The sequence below is a fragment of the Bacillus sp. FSL K6-1218 genome, from assembly GCF_038006445.1.
Classification (GTDB): Bacteria; Bacillota; Bacilli; order Bacillales; family Bacillaceae_G; genus Bacillus_A; species Bacillus_A thuringiensis_S.
The window spans coordinates 5,367,268-5,384,144 of the sequence record NZ_JBBOVE010000001.1; the positions used below are offsets into that span (position 1 = coordinate 5,367,268).

The window sequence follows — 16,877 nt, forward strand, 5'->3', positions numbered from 1 at the left end:
TAAAGTATCGTCCTTTTAACGGGGTGAGGCTGCCCAAAAGTACGGAAAACCTTTGAACAGCCTCGTATTTTCATATGGATGCCTTACATATATCACTGATAATAATTATGAAATGCGGAAACATAATTACCATCAACTGATTCAAACATGAGAAATGAAACCCTACAGTGGTTCCATTCCTCTACATAATCTAAAGTTTGGGTACACTAGATTCATGCAATGTAGGAGCTTTCAGAGTAGAAAGCGAACCTTCGTTTAAAATGATAGCATACATATCTCCCTCAAAAATATGCAAATATGCATATATTGTTTTTATTTCTCAATGTCAGAATATTGAAAAATAAAAGGCGCAAAGGTAAAATAAAGTCATTATCCGTCTTCTTTTGTCAGTCAGAGAGAATAGAGGAATAGGAGAGGAAAAAATGAGCAAATCATTGAAACAAAAAATAGTAAGCTCTTTGCTTGCTATATCACTTGCTGTTAGCTTAGCTCCAATTGGGCAAACAAAAGCGGATTCCACTTCAGAAGTTACACAAACTTCATCTATTACAAAACAAATTGATCCAAACCGCGCCATTGAACATGTTCGTTTCTTATCTGAAACAATTGGTCCTCGCCCCGGTGGAACAAAATCCGAAGAATGGGCTTCTCGTTACATTGGTATGCAGCTTAAATCAATGGGCTATGAAGTAGAATATCAGCCATTTCAGGTGCCCGATCAATACATTGGATTTATTGAATCACCACTATCAACAAAACGTAATTGGCAAGCCGGTGCTGCTCCTAATGCACTAATTTCTACAGAAGCTATTACAGCTCCCCTTATCTTTGTTCAAGGTGGGACAAAATTAGAAGATATTCCAAATGAAGTAAACGGTAAAATTGTTTTATTTGAAAGAGGAACGACAGTTACAGACTATAATAAACAAGTTGAAAATGCTGTTAGCAAAGGTGCAAAAGGTGTTCTTTTATACAGTTTAATTGGCGGACGCGGAAATTATGGACAAACCTTCAATCCCCGCCTAACGAAAAAGCAATCTATCCCTGTCTTTGGTCTTGCTTATGCGCAAGGAAATGCATTTAAAGAAGAAATCGCTAAAAAAGAGACAACAATTCTTTCCCTAAAAGCAAGACATGAATCTAAATTAACATCTCTAAATGTTATTGCAAAAAAGAAACCCAAAAAGAGTACGGGTAATGAAAAAGCAGTCGTTGTAAGCTCGCACTATGATAGTGTTGTTGGAGCACCTGGCGCAAATGATAATGCTTCTGGAACTGGATTAGTATTAGAACTAGCTCGTGCTTTTCAAAATGTAGAAACTGATAAAGAAATTCGCTTTATTACCTTTGGTTCTGAAGAAACTGGATTACTTGGTTCGGATTATTACGTTAATAGTCTATCCCAAAAAGAACGTGACCGTATTTTAGGCGTCTTTAATGCTGATATGGTTGCAACAAATTATGATAAAGCAAAGAATTTATACGCTATGACACCTGATGGCTCTACAAACTTTGTAACAGATGCTGCCTTGCAAGCAGGTAAACAATTAAATAATGACCTCGTTCTTCAAGGGAAATTTGGCTCCAGTGATCACGTACCGTTTGCTGAAGCTGGTATTCCTGCTGCTCTATTTATTTGGATGGGTGTCGATAGTTGGAATCCATTAATCTATCATATTGAGAAGGTATACCATACACCTCAAGATAACGTATTAGAAAACATTTCACCTGAACGAATGAAAATGGCATTAGACGTTATCGGAACAGGAGTTTATAACTCGCTTCAAAAATCTATTACTCAAACTGAACAGAAAGCTGCTTAATCATTTAAAGACCATTGATTTTTATCAGTGGTCTTTTATTGAGAAAAAATATATATGCATAAAAGCATATTTTATCCTACTCATTATCGTATACAATATTAACTGTAACAACACCGATTACAACTAATAAGGAGGCTTTTTCTATTATGAAAAAAATGATTTTAGTAGGTGCGTTAACTTTAGCAGGAATTACCGGATCTACCGCGTTTATTCCTGAAACAAAAGTCGCTGCTGCCGCTCAAGAACAAAGCTTTACAAAATTTTATTCTTTGCAAACTGGAGGTAGTTCTGAACAAGAACCTATTTTCCTTCAAAAAGGACAAGAACTAACAATTCATCCTAACAGCAAAACTCCTAGTTACAGTGTTTATGACTCAAATCATAACCTTATTGGGCGTTATTCTGATGGTTACGGCCGAATTTTCACTGCAAAAACAGATGGAAATATGTACGTTCAATTTCATGCACCTTACGTTTACTATAGTCCTGTTAGTTTTTCTGTTACTTATACAATCCAATAAAATAAGGGGCCTTTCTCAGGGGCCCTTTATTTTGCTTCCCAATTCACTTTTACAAAACCATCTTTCACCATTAAACCACTTATATTGAATACATACTTTTCATTTGCTTTTAATGTAGCTTTAAAAGTACCTTTTTTCGATTCACAAATCTCCTTTAATTCCTTTATCCCTTCTCCTTTTCTTTCATACAAGCTAAAGCATAAGTTACCACGCTTTGCATCTGTTTCATAAGAAAATGTTACTTCTGTATCTTTTGCATACTCAAGTTCAACATCTTTCCCAGCAATATCCCATGATGAGAATTTTGCCTCGTAACTTGTCTCCCCTTTCTTCTCATTTTCTAAATATATATCACCAGCTTTCCACATATCATCTAACGTTTGAACGAAAGTAAAGCCGCTAAGTAATACAAACATCGCACTTGCAAATATAACAACTAATGTTACCTTTTGCTTTTTCATACCCTTCATCGTATGTTCTCCTTCTACTTTCCGGCTACTTCTGCGTATCATATATAACAAAGCTCCAATAAAAAATGGCAATACAATCGCTATAACACTCCAACACTTACTTATTCCACGCGTTTTCGCATCTGTATACACCCATGATGCTACACATACTAAAAGTGCTATAAAAGCCAAAAACATTGTAATCCCAGCTATCTCAAATACTACAAATGGATTAGCGAACTCTATCATGTAATTTATACTCCTTCTTTAAAAATGACTGTATGACAACATATATAGGAATGTATAGGTGCATCATAATAATTATTGTTATAACGACAGATATTTTATGATCCAAATGACTAACAAACTGCTCTAGGGTGACTGTTAATACAATCATCCAAATAGCATGAATGAAAACAACCCATCTCTTTTCTAATTTTCGAGCATTTCGCACGCTCTGTTTCGTATCGTTTATTAGCTCTTCGTTAGGAACCATCTCTCTCGCTAAGCTACTTTTTATCTTCTGATCAAACTTATCTTCCGTCATAAACGAACCCCTCCAAATGTTCTCGCATTTGCTTCTTCGCATAATTAAGGCGGTATTTCACTGTACCAATCGGTATATTTAATATTTCACTCATTTCTTTATAAGAGTATTGTTCATAATAGTAGAGTACGAGCACAGTTTTATACTTTTCATTCAATAACTGTATAACTTCCCGTATCATTTCCGCTTCCACTTTTTGAATAAATTCTTCTGATATATTTACTTCATCTGCGAAATCTATTTCTCCACCATCTTCTTTATGAAACAAATCCAATATTCGATCTTTCCACCTTTTTTTCTTACGATAAAAATCATAAAACGTACGAACACAAATTGTAGTAATCCATTTTTTATAATTATCCACATAGGAAAGTTGGTGCCTTGATGAAAAAACCTTTATCCACGTCTCTTGAAAAATATCTTCCGCATCTTCTTTCGTTTTCGCTAACTTATAGCATAAGGAATATATTTGCTGCTTATATATATCAATTAATTCTTCTACCTTTTCTTCCATCATAAGCCTCCTGTCATTTATATAAGACGACGCAAATTATCCTTTTGTTTGATAAATTTTTTTTTTTTATTATCTCCATACAAAAAGGCAATCACAACATCATGTGATTGCCTTTTATTTAAAAACGAAAGTCCGCTTCCGCTTTTCTTTATTGTCTAGCTCCAGCGGTTAGAATACTCGGTGGCTTCGCGCCTTCCTCCGAGGCAAAGTACACCTCTCTGTCAGGAGCTCCATCCACCTCATATTCTAAACAAGCCGCTTCCACTTTTCTTTATGTCCAGCTCTGCCTCCTAGCCCCTTCTGTCTAAGAACCTTCCCCACGAGAAGATAAAAGGCATCTTCTGTGGGAAAGAACCTTAGCCTTCGGGACTAAACAGTCGGCTCCGCTTTTCTTCATTACATTTTTTCTGGTGCAGATACTCCTACGATTGCTAATGCATTTTGAAGTGTAGTGCGTACTGCTTTCATTAACTCGTAACGAGCTTTACTTAATTCTAAGTTATCTTGGTTTAATACTTTTTCTGCATTGTAGAAGCTGTGTAATGCTGCTGCTAATTCAAATGCATAGCTTGTAATGCGGTGTGGCAGACGTTTTTGTGCTGCATCCGCAACTACAGCTGGGAATTCACCAAGCTTTTTCAGTAATTCTACTTCTTTCTCAGAAGTAACAAGTTTGTAATTCACGTCTCCATCTGCAGCTAATCCTAACTCTTCACCTTGACGAAGGATACTGCATACACGAGCATGAGCATATTGTGCATAGTATACTGGGTTTTCATTAGATTTTGATACAGCTAAGTCCATATCGAAGTCTAAATGAGAATCACCGCTACGCATCGCGAAGAAGTATCGCATTGCGTCCACGCCTACTTCTTCCATAAGCTCACGAAGTGTAACTGCTTTACCTGTACGTTTACTCATTTTCATTTTTTCACCATTTTGGTACAGTTGTACCATTTGGATGATTTCTACTTCAAGTGTTTCTTTATCGTAACCTAGCGCTTGAATAGCAGCTTTCATACGAGGAATGTAACCGTGGTGGTCAGCACCCCAAATGTTGATTAGCTTATCGAAACCACGCTCTAATTTATCGCGATGGTAAGCAATATCTGGCGTTAAGTATGTGTAAGAACCGTCATTTTTAATTAATACACGGTTTTTGTCGTCACCGTAAGTCATTGAACGGAACCAAGTTGCTCCGCCTTCTTCAAAGATTTCGTCACGCTCTTTTAATACAGCAAGTGCAGCATCGATTTTTCCGTTTTTGTATAATGATGTTTCTGAGAACCATACATCAAATTTAACACGGAAGCTCTCTAAGTCTTTTTGAAGTTTTGCTAACTCATATTTCAAACCGTATGAACGATAGAATTCATAGCTTTCTTCAGCATCAGCTTTTGCGTAACGATCGCCAAACTCTTCAGCTAAACGTTTACCGATTCCAATGATATCCGCACCATGGTAACCGTCTTCTGGCATTTCTTTATCTAAACCTAAAGCTTGCATGTAACGAGCTTCAACAGAAAGAGCTAAGTTATGAATTTGGTTACCAGCATCATTAATATAGTACTCACGAGATACATCGTATCCTGCTTTTGCTAATACGTTACATAAAGTATCACCCACTGCCGCACCACGTGCATGTCCTAAATGAAGGTCACCTGTTGGATTCGCAGATACGAACTCAACTTGTACTTTTTCACCTTTACCAGTATTCGTTTCACCGTAAGCTTCACCGGCGTTTACGATTGTTGGAATTAAATCTGTTAAGTAGCTATTATCCATATAGAAGTTAATAAAACCAGGACCAGCGATTTCGATTTTTTCAATAGAAGCTTTTGCTTTATCGAAGTTTGCAACTAGTTCTTCTGCAATCATACGAGGTGCTTTTTTCGCAACGCGTGCAAGTTGCATTGCCATGTTTGTAGAGAAATCACCATTTGTTTTATCTTTTGGAGATTCTAATACAACGTTTGGAATCTGTTCTTCTGTCGCTAATTCTGCCTTTAATACAGCGGCTTGAATTTCTTCTTTAATCAATCCTTTTACCTGTTCTAAGGAATTCATTATTTTGCCTCCTTCAAATTAATTGTAATAGTATATCTGCCAGCTTCTTGTTCACTTAGAAGCAATGCGTACGTTAAGAAGAGTTGTCCTTTTTTCTTTTCATCCGACCATTTAAAAAGAACGTTATCAGTCTTTGTTTGCAATGCAAACGTACCAAGTTCACTCGTATACGTACCAGTTGTCCATTCACCTTTCACATGCGTTTGACGCATAGAAACAGCACCTGAACGCATAATGAGAACTTGTTCATCTTGAATTTTAATAATTGTCTTCACTTCGCCTTGTTCGTTCGGCTCCTGGAATGTTACATATGTACCTTGACCTTTTACATAGTATTGACCATTTGCTTCAAAAGCAACGGTTTCCTTCCTCGCCCCTTCACGGATTTCTGTTACGAAATGAACGTGTACCGGCAAGCCTGCAAGTTGTTTCTCCACGTCTTGCACACCTTTCAAATGTTATAGATATTAAATACTACTTATAATAAATCACTTTTCCTATCATATCAAAAAAAGACTCTGTCTGTCTGCTGAAAAATCAGGAAAACTCCATTTCAAAAAATAATTCCCTTCTACTTTATTTCATATGATAAAATATTTTTTAAATCTAAATATTCTTTTAATTACAGAGGTGAATTCAGTGATACCAACAAAGCTAAAAAAGGGTGATGAAATACGAGTGATTTCACCATCTTGTAGTTTAAGTATTGTTTCAAATGAAAATAGAAAACTTGCTATAAAAAGATTAACTGACATGGGCTTTCAAGTGACATTCTCAAAATATGCTGATGAGATAGATCGATTTGCTTCCTCTTCTATTTCTTCCCGCATTCAAGACCTCCATGAAGCATTTGGAGACCCTAATGTAAAAGCTATTTTGACGACACTTGGCGGATACAACTCAAATAGTTTATTGAAACATCTCGATTATGATTTAATTCGTGAAAACCCGAAATTTTTCTGTGGTTATTCTGATATTACTGCCTTAAATAATGCAATTTACGCAAAAACAGGTCTTGTTACATATTCGGGTCCACACTTCTCTTCATTTGGAATGGAAAAAGGACTCCATTACACGGCTGATTATTTTTTACAATGCTTAACCATTAATGAGCCTATTGAAATCATTCCGGCTGAAACGTGGAGCGATGATTCTTGGTATATAGATCAGGAAAATCGAGAATTTATTAAAAATGAAGGGTATGTTCCGATTCAAGAGGGGGAAGCAACAGGAGATATTATCGGTGGTAATATGAGCACACTTAATTTACTACAAGGCACACCATATATGCCAAACTTAAAGGGCAAAGTTTTATTCCTTGAAGAAGACAGCTTAACAGGAAAATCGACACTTAAAACTTTTGATCGCTATCTGCATTCCCTTATGCAGCAACCTAATTTTGAACATATAAAAGGTATTGTAATAGGAAGAATGCAAAAAGAAGCAGAATGTACGATAGCGGGCATTCAAGAAATGATTTCTTCAAAACCTGAACTTGCAAATATTCCTATCATTGCAAACGCAAGTTTCGGGCATACAACCCCGATTTTCACTTTCCCAATTGGTGGACGTGCAAAAATTATTTCTAACAAAGAAAAGACATCTATCACTATTTTAACGTACTAAAAAAGGAGCGAATGAGTCGCTCCTTTTATGGTTTTTCTATTTTTTGCAACGCTTTTTGCGGGATTGACTCTTTCGTTATTTCAGCCCATCCTTTTCCTTGCATACCTTTTGCATAAATTTTTATAAAAGCACCTGCATGCAATTCACGATTTACCATTCTTTTAATAATTTGTTGATTTCCGTCCTCTGTATACCCTTTAAATGTATACAAATACTCACCGTCTTTTTTCTCACCTTTATCTACAACCGCATAATAATCTTGTATTTCTTTATTTGAAAAGAAGTTGTCTACAAAAGCATGTACACCTTCTGTTTTTGTATTCAAATAATACGCTGTTCCCCCTAAAATAATGGCGAATACAGCTAAAACTTTAATGACCAATTTCATACATGCGCCTCCTGTTTTACACTTCTTTCTCACTAATGTTATGTCTATACCTGTATTATACGGAAAAGGGTATACTATACTCTATCGAAAAGTCTTACACATTCCTTACATTATTGTAAGGGATTTTTTCTTACAGCAAGTTCCCAAGAAAAATTTTTTCCGTTTCATACACTTTTATATTATTATTGAATGATACGAATTTTTATCCCGCATTAACGGGCAGTAAGACTCCCACCCCCAAATGCGGTGAATACGGGAAAAGTCGGTGGGAAACAACTGCCCGTAAATGCCCGATTGGTTCAACTAATAATCAGTGGGAAGGGACAAAACACCCACTGATTAAAGTTTCACTTTATTACAAAAATCAAAGGAGACAGTTTTCAAATGGCTATCTTGCAAGGTTTAGCACTATTACTTGTTGTACTTTGTCTATTTACACTTTTCAGTTACCGTGCACCTTACGGAATGAAGGCGATGGGTGCTTTAGCTAATGCAGCAATCGCAAGTTTTCTTATTGAAGCATTTCACCGTTATATAGGTGGAGAAATGTTTCATAATGACTTTTTACAATCAGTAGGAGAAGCTTCTGGTAGTATGAGCGGTGTCGCAGCAGCGATTTTAGTCGCATTAGCAATCGGTGTTTCCCCCGTATACGCTGTTTTAATTGGTATCGCTACTAGTGGATTCGGTATTTTACCAGGATTTTTCGCTGGATACGTTTGTGCCTTCGTCGTGAAATTTCTCGAAAAGAAATTACCAGCTGGTGTGGAATTTTTAGCAATCCTATTCATCGCTGCACCAATCTCACGTGGAATGGCAATGCTTATGGATCCGCTCGTTAACGCAACACTTGGTAAAATCGGTTCTATGATTTCAGTTGCAACTACAGAGAGTCCTATCATTATGGGTATTATGCTTGGTGGATTAATAACAGTTATTTCTACCTCTCCACTGAGTTCTATGGCACTAACGGCAATGCTTGGATTAACAGGTTTACCAATGGCAATTGGTAGTCTTGCCGTAGCAGCTTCAGCCCCGATGAACTTTATTTTCTTTAAACGATTAAAAATTTGTTCAAAGAAAGATACAATTGCTGTAGCAATCGAGCCTTTAACACAAGCCGATGTTGTCTCAGCAAATCCAATTCCAATTTATATGACAAATTTCGTTGGCGGTGCACTTGCCGGTATTATTACATCGCTATTCCAGCTTGTTAATAATGCACCAGGAACAGCATCACCAATTCCAGGTCTTCTCGTCCTATTCGGATTTAATGACGTTATAAAAGTAACAATTGCTGCTGTACTATGTGGAATCGTTACCACTATTGTCGGATACATCGGATCTATTGTGTTCCGCAAATATCCGATCCGCTCTGCTGATGAAATTCGCGGCGTTAATTCGGAAGAGAAAGTTGCATAAGAAAAAGAGTTATTCTCACCTTTTGAGAATAACTCTTTTTTTCATGTCTTGCCATGGTAAATAAGATTATATTGACGATTTTTTTAATATATCGACTTACCGACACATAATGGCAAAAATAAGAGCCCCCTATTTATATAGAGGCCTCTATTTTATCCAGCTACAGCAGCTAGAATAATCGGTGGCTCCGCTTCTTCCTTCGAGGCAAAAAGCACCTTTTGCAGGAAAGAACCTTAGTCACCGGGTCTAAACAGTCGGCTTCACTTTTACTTCACCCAACCGAGCAGCATTTCCCGCACGAATTTGCTTGCTGCGACTGGTGTTTGATCACTATGGTCGTAGACCGGAGCTACTTCTACTAAGTCTGCTCCAACTACATTTATATTTGAATTTGCAATTGCTACGATGGAATCTAATAATTCTTTAGATGTGATACCGCCAGCTTCTAACGTTCCTGTTCCTGGAGCGTGAGCTGGGTCTAATACATCAATGTCGATTGTGACATAGACTGGGCGTCCAGCGAGTTTCGGTAATACTTCTTTTAACGGTTCTAATACGTCAAATTTATATAAGTTCATACCTACTTCTTTCGCCCATTCAAATTCTTCCTTCATTCCAGAACGAATCCCAAAAGAATATACGTTTTCCGGACCAATTAAATCACACACTTTACGAATTGGTGTAGAGTGGGATAAAGGCTCCCCTTCATACGATTCACGTAAATCAGTATGAGCATCCATGTGAATGATTGCTAAATCCGGATATTTTTTTGCCATTGCCTTAAAAATTGGCCAAGACACTAGGTGCTCACCGCCGAGACCTAGTGGAAACTTATCGGCATCTAAAAGTTTTGATACATACTCTTCAATCATGTCTAAACTGCGTTGTGCGTTTCCGAATGGTAATGGGATATCACCCGCATCAAAATATTTTACCTCTTCTAATTCACGATCTAAATATGGGCTATATTCTTCAAGACCGATTGATACTTCACGAATACGTGCAGGACCAAAGCGAGAACCTGGACGGTAACTTACTGTCCAATCCATAGGCATCCCGTAAATAACTACCTTTGACTCTTCAAAACTTGGATGACTTTTAATAAATACTTTACCTGAATAAGCTTCATCAAAACGCATATTCTTTTCCTCCTTATGTGGAACTTAAGGTATCCCAACCTTTCATTATTTCTCAAATTTGGAGCGAACTGCTCCTCTTTCTCGATTTACCGGTGTCTTCTTTTTTAACAATAAGAAGACGATTTTCTTTACAGGAGTGTAAGTAGCTAGCATGTTCAAGTCTTCTGGACAAACACCTTAAATGAGCTACCTACACTTTATTTGTTCAAACTCGATTTCTTACTTAATTAAATCGCTAACAAATTTCGGTAATGCGAATGCTGCATTGTGTAATTCTTTTGTGTAGTATTTCGTTTCGATTTCGTGGAAACGCTCTTCACTTACTTCTAATGGATCATGTTTTTTAGATCCAATTGTGAACGTCCAAAGACCACTTGGGTAAGTTGGGATGTTCGCTGTGTATAAACGAGTAATTGGGAAAATCTCTTTTACGTCTTTAAACACAGTTGTAATTAGTTCTGGTGTGAACCAAGGGTTGTCCGTTTGTGCAACGAAAATACCATCTTCTTTTAACGCTTTAGAGATTCCAGCGTAGAAACCTTTCGTAAATAAGTTTACTGCTGGGCCTACTGGCTCGGTAGAATCTACCATAATTACGTCGTATTCATTTTCGCTTTCTGCGATGTGTAGGAAACCGTCTCCTACTTTTACTTCTACACGCTCATTATCTAATGCGCCTGCAATTGATGGTAAGTATTGTTTAGAGTACTCAATTACTTTTCCATCGATTTCAACAAGAGTTGCTTTCTTTACACTTGGGTGTTTTAACACTTCGCGAATAACACCGCCATCGCCGCCGCCAACAACTAATACGTTCTCAGGGTTTGGATGTGTAAATAAAGGTACGTGCGCTACCATTTCGTGATAAACGAACTCGTCCTTTTCTGTTGTCATAACCATGCCGTCTAAAATAAGCATGTTTCCGAACTCTTCCGTTTCAACCATATCAAGTTTCTGGAATTCTGTTTGCTCCGTATGTAATGTGCGGTTAATACGCGCCGTAATCCCAAAATGTTTTGTTTGTTTTTCAGTGAACCATAGTTCCATCGTACAATCACGCCTTTCAATGCAAATTTATAATAGGGACATCATTAATGTCCCCTAACAAAAATAAAACAAAACATCCAAAATGTATAGTTAAAAGTACAAAAATACCGAAAATATATTTTAGTCAGAGGGTTCTAACATATGTGTATAAAGAAAACCCTTTCTTAAGAAAGGGTTTTCGTCTCTAGTTCTACTGGTTTACGAATTGGAATTAGGATCATAATACAACCAACTAACACAACAATTCCCCCAACTAAAAATGGGCTTTGTGGTGAAACTGTGTGCCCGATAACTCCTGATAAAATTGGAGCAATCGCACCACCTAACCAACGAACAAAGTTATAAACACCTGACGTAACAGATCTTTCATAAGGTGAAATATCCATTACATAACTTGTATATAATGCATTGTTTAAGCCAGATGCCAATCCTGATAAAACGATAAGAGTAATTTGTAACCACATAATTTTCACAAAGAATAGTGCAATTAAGAAAATCGCAAATACGAGTAAACTCCCCTTCAATAATGTTTTTGGTTCATATTTCCCTTCTAGCTTATGTGCTAAAATTGCAGAACCGTAAGCTAACGCGAGTCCCCATCCGCAAAATACAAAGCCTAATTGAATAGCTGATAAATGCATAATAAGTGGTGAATATGCTAACACGACAAAAAATCCGTAGTAGTATAGCATCCCTGAAATGGCACCTTGCATAAATGGTTTATACTTCACCAGGTTAAATAATTCCCCTACGCCAGCAGCCTTACGCTTCGCTTTTCGCTCTGGTTCTTTTACAAAAAAGAATACTAAAATAAATGCTAAGAAAATTAAAATACTCGTCGCGAAAAACGGATAACGCCAAGAATGTCCACCTAGTATTCCACCCAATAACGGCCCCCCAGCCATACCTAAGCCGATAGCTGCTTCGTATAATCCTACTGCTTCATGAACTTCTTTACTTAATGCTATTAACAGTGTCATTGCTGTCGCAAAAAACATCGCATTTCCTAATCCCCATCCAGCACGGAAAAGAGATAATTGAGCAATCGTTTGCGATATACCGCATATAAACGCAAATACAGTCACAATCGCAAGACCTATTGTCATCATTCGTTTATCACCAAATCTCGATGCAAATATACCAGCTGGTAACATCATGATTGCCATTGTTAAAATATAAGCGGTAAATAACATTTCAACTTGCCAATGCGTTGCACCAATTTTCTCAGCAATAATCGGCAAGATTGGGTCAACTACCCCTATACCCGAAAAGGCAAGAAAGGTAGCTAACACTGTAATCAATCTCCCTAGTTTTTGTTTGCTCTCCATTTTGATTACTCTCCTTTTGTGCTCTCTAAAAATGTTACTGCACGATGTAAACTATCTTCAAGTTCTGCCTTTACACGTTGCATTTGCTCCATTTTTTCGTCTAACGTTTGCACTTGTTTTTCAAGCATATCTTTAATCTCTTGAATCACTTCACGATCACGAGGGTTCTCGCTATTTCTTCTTTGCTCCATTCTTTCTTTTAGTGATAAGAAATGTTGCATTTCTTGAAGTGTGATTCCTAGCACTTCTTTCGCTTCTACAATTCTTTTAATTCTGGCAATATCCTCATCCGTATACAGACGAATATTCCCCTCACTACGTTCTGGGGGATGAATTAAACCAATTTCCTCATAATAACGAAGTGTACGTTTTGTTAAACCGACTTGCTTTGTTACTTCATCAATTTTATACATGTTTATTCCTCCCTTCACTCAATTATTACATTTTACGTTAACGTTAACTTTTATGCAACTGTTAGACTTTTGTAAATGTTTGTCATATTCAATTGTATTTTCCCTAAAGCAGTTTCATAATGAAAGAAAAGAGATAATAAGGAGATTTTCACATGAGTAAACCACTTATTTTTGCTCACCGCGGAGTAAAAGGAACACATCCCGAAAATACGATGATTGCCTTCCAAGAAGCTGAACGCATCGGCGCTCACGGAATTGAACTCGATGTCCACCTATCAAAAGATGGTGAACTTGTCGTAATTCACGATGAAACCGTCGATCGTACAACAAATGGCGTTGGACTTGTTGCTGAAAAAACGGTAGAGGAATTACAATCATTGGACGCTGGTAGCCATAAAGCCCCTTCTTTCCAAGAAGCAAAAATTCCAACGTTGCGCGAGGTTTTCATTTGGCTTTCCACAACGAACTTACAACTAAATATCGAATTAAAAACAGATGTTATTCACTACTCAAATATTGAGGAAAAAGTCGTTGCACTTGTGCGTGAATATCATCTTTCAAATCAAATTGTATTTTCATCATTTAACCATGACTCTGTTTCATTATTAGCAGAAATTGCTCCTGAAATTCCAAGAGCAATTTTATATGATACACCGATTGCTGATCCAATTGCCGAAGCAAAACGTCGAGAAGCAAGTGGGTTACATCCAAACTTCCAGCTATTAACGAAAGAATTTGTACAGTTAGCACAAGAGCAAGGATATGTTTTCCGTCCGTATACAATTAACGAATACAAAGATTTACAAACTATGATTGATTATGGTGTAGATGTCATCATTACCGATTGGCCAGCACGTGCCTTTGAGCTCCTTTCTTAATGGAAGGGGCTTTTTTATTTTCGAAATTTCATTGTTTAAAATAAACGAAAACCCTCAATACTAATACAATAACGCTTGTATTAATGAGGGGCTGAAAAAAGATGGATCAAACTATGAATCCAAAACTTAAAAAATATAAACGTCTTTTCTTCACCGCAATGTTTTCTTGCGTCCTTTTCTTCGTTTTTTCTTTTTTTGTTATTATTATAGTTGCAAAAATTATGGGACCTCCTCCTGTTGCGGTCCCGCAAACAAGCGTCTTTTACGCAAACGATGATACTGTTATTGGACAAAGTAACGAAATTCAAAAACGTTACAATGTCTCTCTTAATGAAATTTCACCTTATGTAAAAGAAGCGACCCTTTCTATTGAAGATCAAAGATTTTATAAACATCACGGCTTCGATGTAAAACGGATTGCAGGTGCAATTGTTGCTGATTTAAAAGCGATGGCAAAGGTACAAGGAGCTAGTACAATTACACAACAATACGCGCGTAATCTGTATTTAGATCATGATAAAACGTGGAAACGGAAATTATTAGAGGCAATGTACACTGTCCGCCTTGAAGTAAACTATAATAAAAATCATATTTTAGAAGGATATTTAAATACAATTTATTACGGACATGGCGCTTATGGCATCGAAGCTGCGTCCCGTCTATATTTCGATAAAACAGCAAAAGAGTTAACATTAGCAGAAGCTAGTATGCTCGCAGGTATCCCAAAAGGGCCAAGTGTCTATTCTCCCTTTTTGAAAGAGGATCGTGCTAAAGGGCGACAAGCTCTCATATTAGATGAAATGGTAGAACAAGGATATATTACGAAGCAACAAGCAGCCTTAGCGAAGAAAGAGCCACTAACTTTTGCCTCATTAGATACGAAAAAAGTAGCAGAGGTCGCACCATATTTCCAAGATGCTGTACAAGCTTCGCTTCTTCGTGATGTTGGATTAGACGAACAAGCTTTACAACGAGGTGGCTTGCGAATTTATACAACGCTAGACCCTAAACTACAAGCTGTAGCAGAACAAGCTGTAAAAGATCATATACCTGACACAACAAACATACAAACTGCTCTCGTCTCTATGAATCCAACGACAGGTGAAGTGGCTGCTCTTGTTGGCGGAACTGATTATACTACGAGTCAATTTAACAGGGCTACACAAGCCATCCGTCAGCCTGGTTCTACATTTAAGCCATTTCTATATTATGCGGCATTAGAACGAGGATTCACGCCTGCTACGCGCTTAAAAAGCGAATATACTGTATTCACCTTAGGTGACGGTGTTTCAAAGTATAAACCGAAGAACTATAAAGATTATTATGCCGATGATTTCGTAACGATGGCACAAGCTCTCGCAGTCTCTGATAACATATATGCTGTGAAAACGAATTTATTTTTAGGAGATGACGCGCTTGCAAAAACAGCGAAACAATTTGGAATTAAAAGTGCATTAAAAGATGTGCCTTCTCTAGCTCTCGGTACATCACCAGTAAAACCAATTGAAATGGTCAACGCTTATAGCATGTTCGCAAACGGTGGAAAAGAAGTAAAACCTACTTTCATTCGCCGCATTATGGATCATGAAGGAAATATATTATACGATGCTCATTTAGAGAGTAAACAAGTTCTCGACAAGAGCAAAGCGTTTGTAATGGAAGAAATGATGACTGGTATGTTTAATAAGAAACTAAGCAGTTATGCTGCTGTAACTGGTCAATCGATGTTATCCAAACTATCAAGAACATATGCCGGCAAATCTGGTTCTACTGAAACAGATAGTTGGATGATCGGATTTACTCCGCAAATCGTAACTGGTGTATGGGTCGGATACGATCAACCTAAATCTATTTCAAACGTAGCAGAACAAGGATATGCGAAGAAAATATGGACTGATACGATGGAGAAAGGCTTAGATGGACAGCCTAAAAAAGAATTTAAACAACCAAGTGACGTCGTAGCGGTTAATATCAATCCAGAGAACGGTAAAATTGCTACAAAAAATTGCCCTATTTCTGTGAAAATGTATTTCGCTAAAGGTACCGAACCGACTGAATATTGTATGGATCACGTCGATGATAAAGAAGAATTTGAAAAAACGACTGAAGAAAAGAAAAAAATAAGTTGGTGGAAAAAATATCTTCCTTGGTAAAAAAAATAGCTGACGGGCATCCGTCAGCTATTTTTATTCACTTAATAATGCACGGCGCAATTCTTCACTAGATTCGTTCCAAATCGCTTCATTATGTTCTTTTAAGAACGTACCAAGTACTTTTTTAGATGATTCATCCATATGGTCAACCATAATGTGACGCTTCATTGATTTATCCATTTTGTTTACGTGTTCTGGAAGTGATTTATATCCGCGGCGAATCTCACGGTCAACTGTCATTTCACAAGCTGTTACACCTGCGTAATACGCACCTGTCGCAGTTCTTTCAATTGTTACCCAAACAAGCCAAAATGGTTTTCCGTTTGGAACTTCATCTTTATTTGTTAAAAACTTAATACCTTTTTCTACTGTACTACGCGCATGCATCGCACCGATATCAACGAATGCAGTCTTCTCTAGTACATCAACAAATACAGGTGAAATGTTTTCTAAGCTTAATGCCCCAACACCAAATCCACCATGTCCATCTGTTGAATCATTTTTCACGATATTAAAACCGATTTTTTTCTTTTTCTCTGTCATATGTAAAATCCTCCTCACT

At 37.2% G+C, this 16,877-nt stretch carries 17 protein-coding genes; 6 read left to right on the forward strand and 11 right to left on the reverse strand.

Annotation, left to right across the window (positions count from 1 at the left end; translation table 11 throughout):
- The first annotated feature begins 422 nt into the window (after positions 1-422).
- Together MHI26_RS27560 and MHI26_RS27565 are read left to right on the forward strand one after the other, a co-directional pair.
- The gene (locus tag MHI26_RS27560; protein WP_000045709.1) at positions 423-1,823 is read left to right on the forward strand and encodes a M28 family metallopeptidase; all 1,401 of its coding nucleotides are present in this window, start codon (positions 423-425) and stop codon (positions 1,821-1,823) included.
- 146 nt (positions 1,824-1,969) lie between these two features.
- Positions 1,970-2,344, forward strand: coding sequence for a hypothetical protein (locus MHI26_RS27565; protein WP_000738258.1), 375 nt, complete (start codon positions 1,970-1,972; stop codon positions 2,342-2,344).
- Between the two features lie 26 nt (positions 2,345-2,370).
- Here the strand turns inward: MHI26_RS27565 and MHI26_RS27570 are convergent, their stop codons facing one another.
- The 5 genes from MHI26_RS27570 to MHI26_RS27590 form a co-directional block, all read right to left on the reverse strand.
- Positions 2,371-3,042, reverse strand: a complete 672-nt coding sequence (locus tag MHI26_RS27570) for a hypothetical protein (protein ID WP_061667911.1) — start codon at positions 3,040-3,042, stop codon at positions 2,371-2,373.
- On the reverse strand, positions 3,026-3,340 hold the full coding sequence (locus MHI26_RS27575) for a hypothetical protein (RefSeq protein ID WP_061667912.1): 315 nt from the start codon (positions 3,338-3,340) through the stop codon (positions 3,026-3,028). The genes MHI26_RS27570 and MHI26_RS27575 overlap by 17 nt, the downstream gene beginning before the upstream one ends.
- Positions 3,327-3,854, reverse strand: coding sequence for an RNA polymerase sigma factor (locus MHI26_RS27580; protein ID WP_000391650.1), 528 nt, complete (start codon positions 3,852-3,854; stop codon positions 3,327-3,329). Before MHI26_RS27580 ends, MHI26_RS27575 begins: the two co-directional genes overlap by 14 nt.
- A 396-nt stretch (positions 3,855-4,250) precedes the next feature.
- Positions 4,251-5,921 (reverse strand): arginine--tRNA ligase, encoded by a 1,671-nt coding sequence (gene argS / locus MHI26_RS27585; RefSeq protein WP_001086462.1) that lies wholly within the window; start codon positions 5,919-5,921, stop codon positions 4,251-4,253.
- Complete coding sequence (locus MHI26_RS27590) at positions 5,921-6,358, reverse strand: DUF1934 domain-containing protein (protein ID WP_000414867.1); 438 nt, start codon at positions 6,356-6,358, stop codon at positions 5,921-5,923. The genes argS and MHI26_RS27590 overlap by 1 nt, the downstream gene beginning before the upstream one ends.
- 202 nt (positions 6,359-6,560) lie before the next feature.
- Between MHI26_RS27590 and MHI26_RS27595 the strand changes: the two genes are divergently transcribed.
- A complete protein-coding gene (locus MHI26_RS27595; RefSeq protein ID WP_061667913.1) occupies positions 6,561-7,547 on the forward strand; it encodes a S66 family peptidase in 987 nt (328 codons plus the stop codon).
- A 25-nt stretch (positions 7,548-7,572) separates the two neighbouring features.
- On the opposite strand, the gene MHI26_RS27600 is transcribed toward MHI26_RS27595, so the two are convergent.
- A complete protein-coding gene (locus MHI26_RS27600) occupies positions 7,573-7,935 on the reverse strand; it encodes a YxeA family protein (RefSeq protein ID WP_000779933.1) in 363 nt (120 codons plus the stop codon).
- Positions 7,936-8,319: 384 nt separating this feature from the next.
- On the opposite strand from MHI26_RS27600, the gene MHI26_RS27605 reads away from it, so the two are divergent.
- Entirely contained in the window at positions 8,320-9,357 is a 1,038-nt protein-coding gene (locus MHI26_RS27605) for a PTS sugar transporter subunit IIC (RefSeq protein WP_000996327.1), read from the forward strand.
- A 266-nt stretch (positions 9,358-9,623) separates the two neighbouring features.
- Here the strand turns inward: MHI26_RS27605 and speB are convergent, their stop codons facing one another.
- The 4 genes from speB to MHI26_RS27625 all read right to left on the reverse strand — a co-directional run bounded on the left by speB (position 9,624) and on the right by MHI26_RS27625 (position 13,284).
- Entirely contained in the window at positions 9,624-10,496 is an 873-nt protein-coding gene (gene speB / locus MHI26_RS27610) for an agmatinase (RefSeq protein ID WP_001209831.1), read from the reverse strand.
- A gap of 219 nt (positions 10,497-10,715) precedes the next feature.
- Complete coding sequence (gene speE, locus MHI26_RS27615) at positions 10,716-11,543, reverse strand: polyamine aminopropyltransferase (RefSeq protein ID WP_000424697.1); 828 nt, start codon at positions 11,541-11,543, stop codon at positions 10,716-10,718.
- 164 nt (positions 11,544-11,707) lie between these two features.
- Entirely contained in the window at positions 11,708-12,871 is a 1,164-nt protein-coding gene (locus MHI26_RS27620) for an MFS transporter (protein WP_061667914.1), read from the reverse strand.
- Positions 12,872-12,876: 5 nt separating this feature from the next.
- On the reverse strand, positions 12,877-13,284 hold the full coding sequence (locus tag MHI26_RS27625) for a MerR family transcriptional regulator (RefSeq protein ID WP_000276560.1): 408 nt from the start codon (positions 13,282-13,284) through the stop codon (positions 12,877-12,879).
- A 152-nt stretch (positions 13,285-13,436) separates the two neighbouring features.
- On the opposite strand from MHI26_RS27625, the gene MHI26_RS27630 reads away from it, so the two are divergent.
- Both MHI26_RS27630 and MHI26_RS27635 read left to right on the forward strand, forming a co-directional pair.
- On the forward strand, positions 13,437-14,162 hold the full coding sequence (locus MHI26_RS27630; RefSeq protein ID WP_061667915.1) for a glycerophosphodiester phosphodiesterase: 726 nt from the start codon (positions 13,437-13,439) through the stop codon (positions 14,160-14,162).
- A gap of 101 nt (positions 14,163-14,263) precedes the next feature.
- A complete protein-coding gene (locus tag MHI26_RS27635; RefSeq protein ID WP_000372961.1) occupies positions 14,264-16,315 on the forward strand; it encodes a transglycosylase domain-containing protein in 2,052 nt (683 codons plus the stop codon).
- A 33-nt stretch (positions 16,316-16,348) separates the two neighbouring features.
- Here the strand turns inward: MHI26_RS27635 and MHI26_RS27640 are convergent, their stop codons facing one another.
- Positions 16,349-16,858, reverse strand: a complete 510-nt coding sequence (locus tag MHI26_RS27640; protein WP_000136683.1) for a YwhD family protein — start codon at positions 16,856-16,858, stop codon at positions 16,349-16,351.
- Positions 16,859-16,877 lie beyond the last annotated feature (19 nt).

What these genes read in the sequence shown, in the direction of transcription:
- MHI26_RS27640 (WP_000136683.1), bottom strand. Translation starts at nt 16,858, where the DNA reads ATGACAGAGAAAAAGAAAAAAATCGGTTTTAATATCGTGAAAAATGAT.
- MHI26_RS27575 (WP_061667912.1), bottom strand. Translation starts at nt 3,340, where the DNA reads ATGACGGAAGATAAGTTTGATCAGAAGATAAAAAGTAGCTTAGCGAGA.
- MHI26_RS27560 (WP_000045709.1), top strand. Translation starts at nt 423, where the DNA reads ATGAGCAAATCATTGAAACAAAAAATAGTAAGCTCTTTGCTTGCTATA.
- MHI26_RS27630 (WP_061667915.1), top strand. Translation starts at nt 13,437, where the DNA reads ATGAGTAAACCACTTATTTTTGCTCACCGCGGAGTAAAAGGAACACAT.
- MHI26_RS27605 (WP_000996327.1), top strand. Translation starts at nt 8,320, where the DNA reads ATGGCTATCTTGCAAGGTTTAGCACTATTACTTGTTGTACTTTGTCTA.
- MHI26_RS27565 (WP_000738258.1), top strand. Translation starts at nt 1,970, where the DNA reads ATGAAAAAAATGATTTTAGTAGGTGCGTTAACTTTAGCAGGAATTACC.
- speE (WP_000424697.1), bottom strand. Translation starts at nt 11,543, where the DNA reads ATGGAACTATGGTTCACTGAAAAACAAACAAAACATTTTGGGATTACG.
- MHI26_RS27635 (WP_000372961.1), top strand. Translation starts at nt 14,264, where the DNA reads ATGGATCAAACTATGAATCCAAAACTTAAAAAATATAAACGTCTTTTC.
- MHI26_RS27620 (WP_061667914.1), bottom strand. Translation starts at nt 12,871, where the DNA reads ATGGAGAGCAAACAAAAACTAGGGAGATTGATTACAGTGTTAGCTACC.
- MHI26_RS27570 (WP_061667911.1), bottom strand. Translation starts at nt 3,042, where the DNA reads ATGATAGAGTTCGCTAATCCATTTGTAGTATTTGAGATAGCTGGGATT.
- MHI26_RS27625 (WP_000276560.1), bottom strand. Translation starts at nt 13,284, where the DNA reads ATGTATAAAATTGATGAAGTAACAAAGCAAGTCGGTTTAACAAAACGT.
- MHI26_RS27600 (WP_000779933.1), bottom strand. Translation starts at nt 7,935, where the DNA reads ATGAAATTGGTCATTAAAGTTTTAGCTGTATTCGCCATTATTTTAGGG.
- argS (WP_001086462.1), bottom strand. Translation starts at nt 5,921, where the DNA reads ATGAATTCCTTAGAACAGGTAAAAGGATTGATTAAAGAAGAAATTCAA.
- MHI26_RS27580 (WP_000391650.1), bottom strand. Translation starts at nt 3,854, where the DNA reads ATGGAAGAAAAGGTAGAAGAATTAATTGATATATATAAGCAGCAAATA.
- speB (WP_001209831.1), bottom strand. Translation starts at nt 10,496, where the DNA reads ATGCGTTTTGATGAAGCTTATTCAGGTAAAGTATTTATTAAAAGTCAT.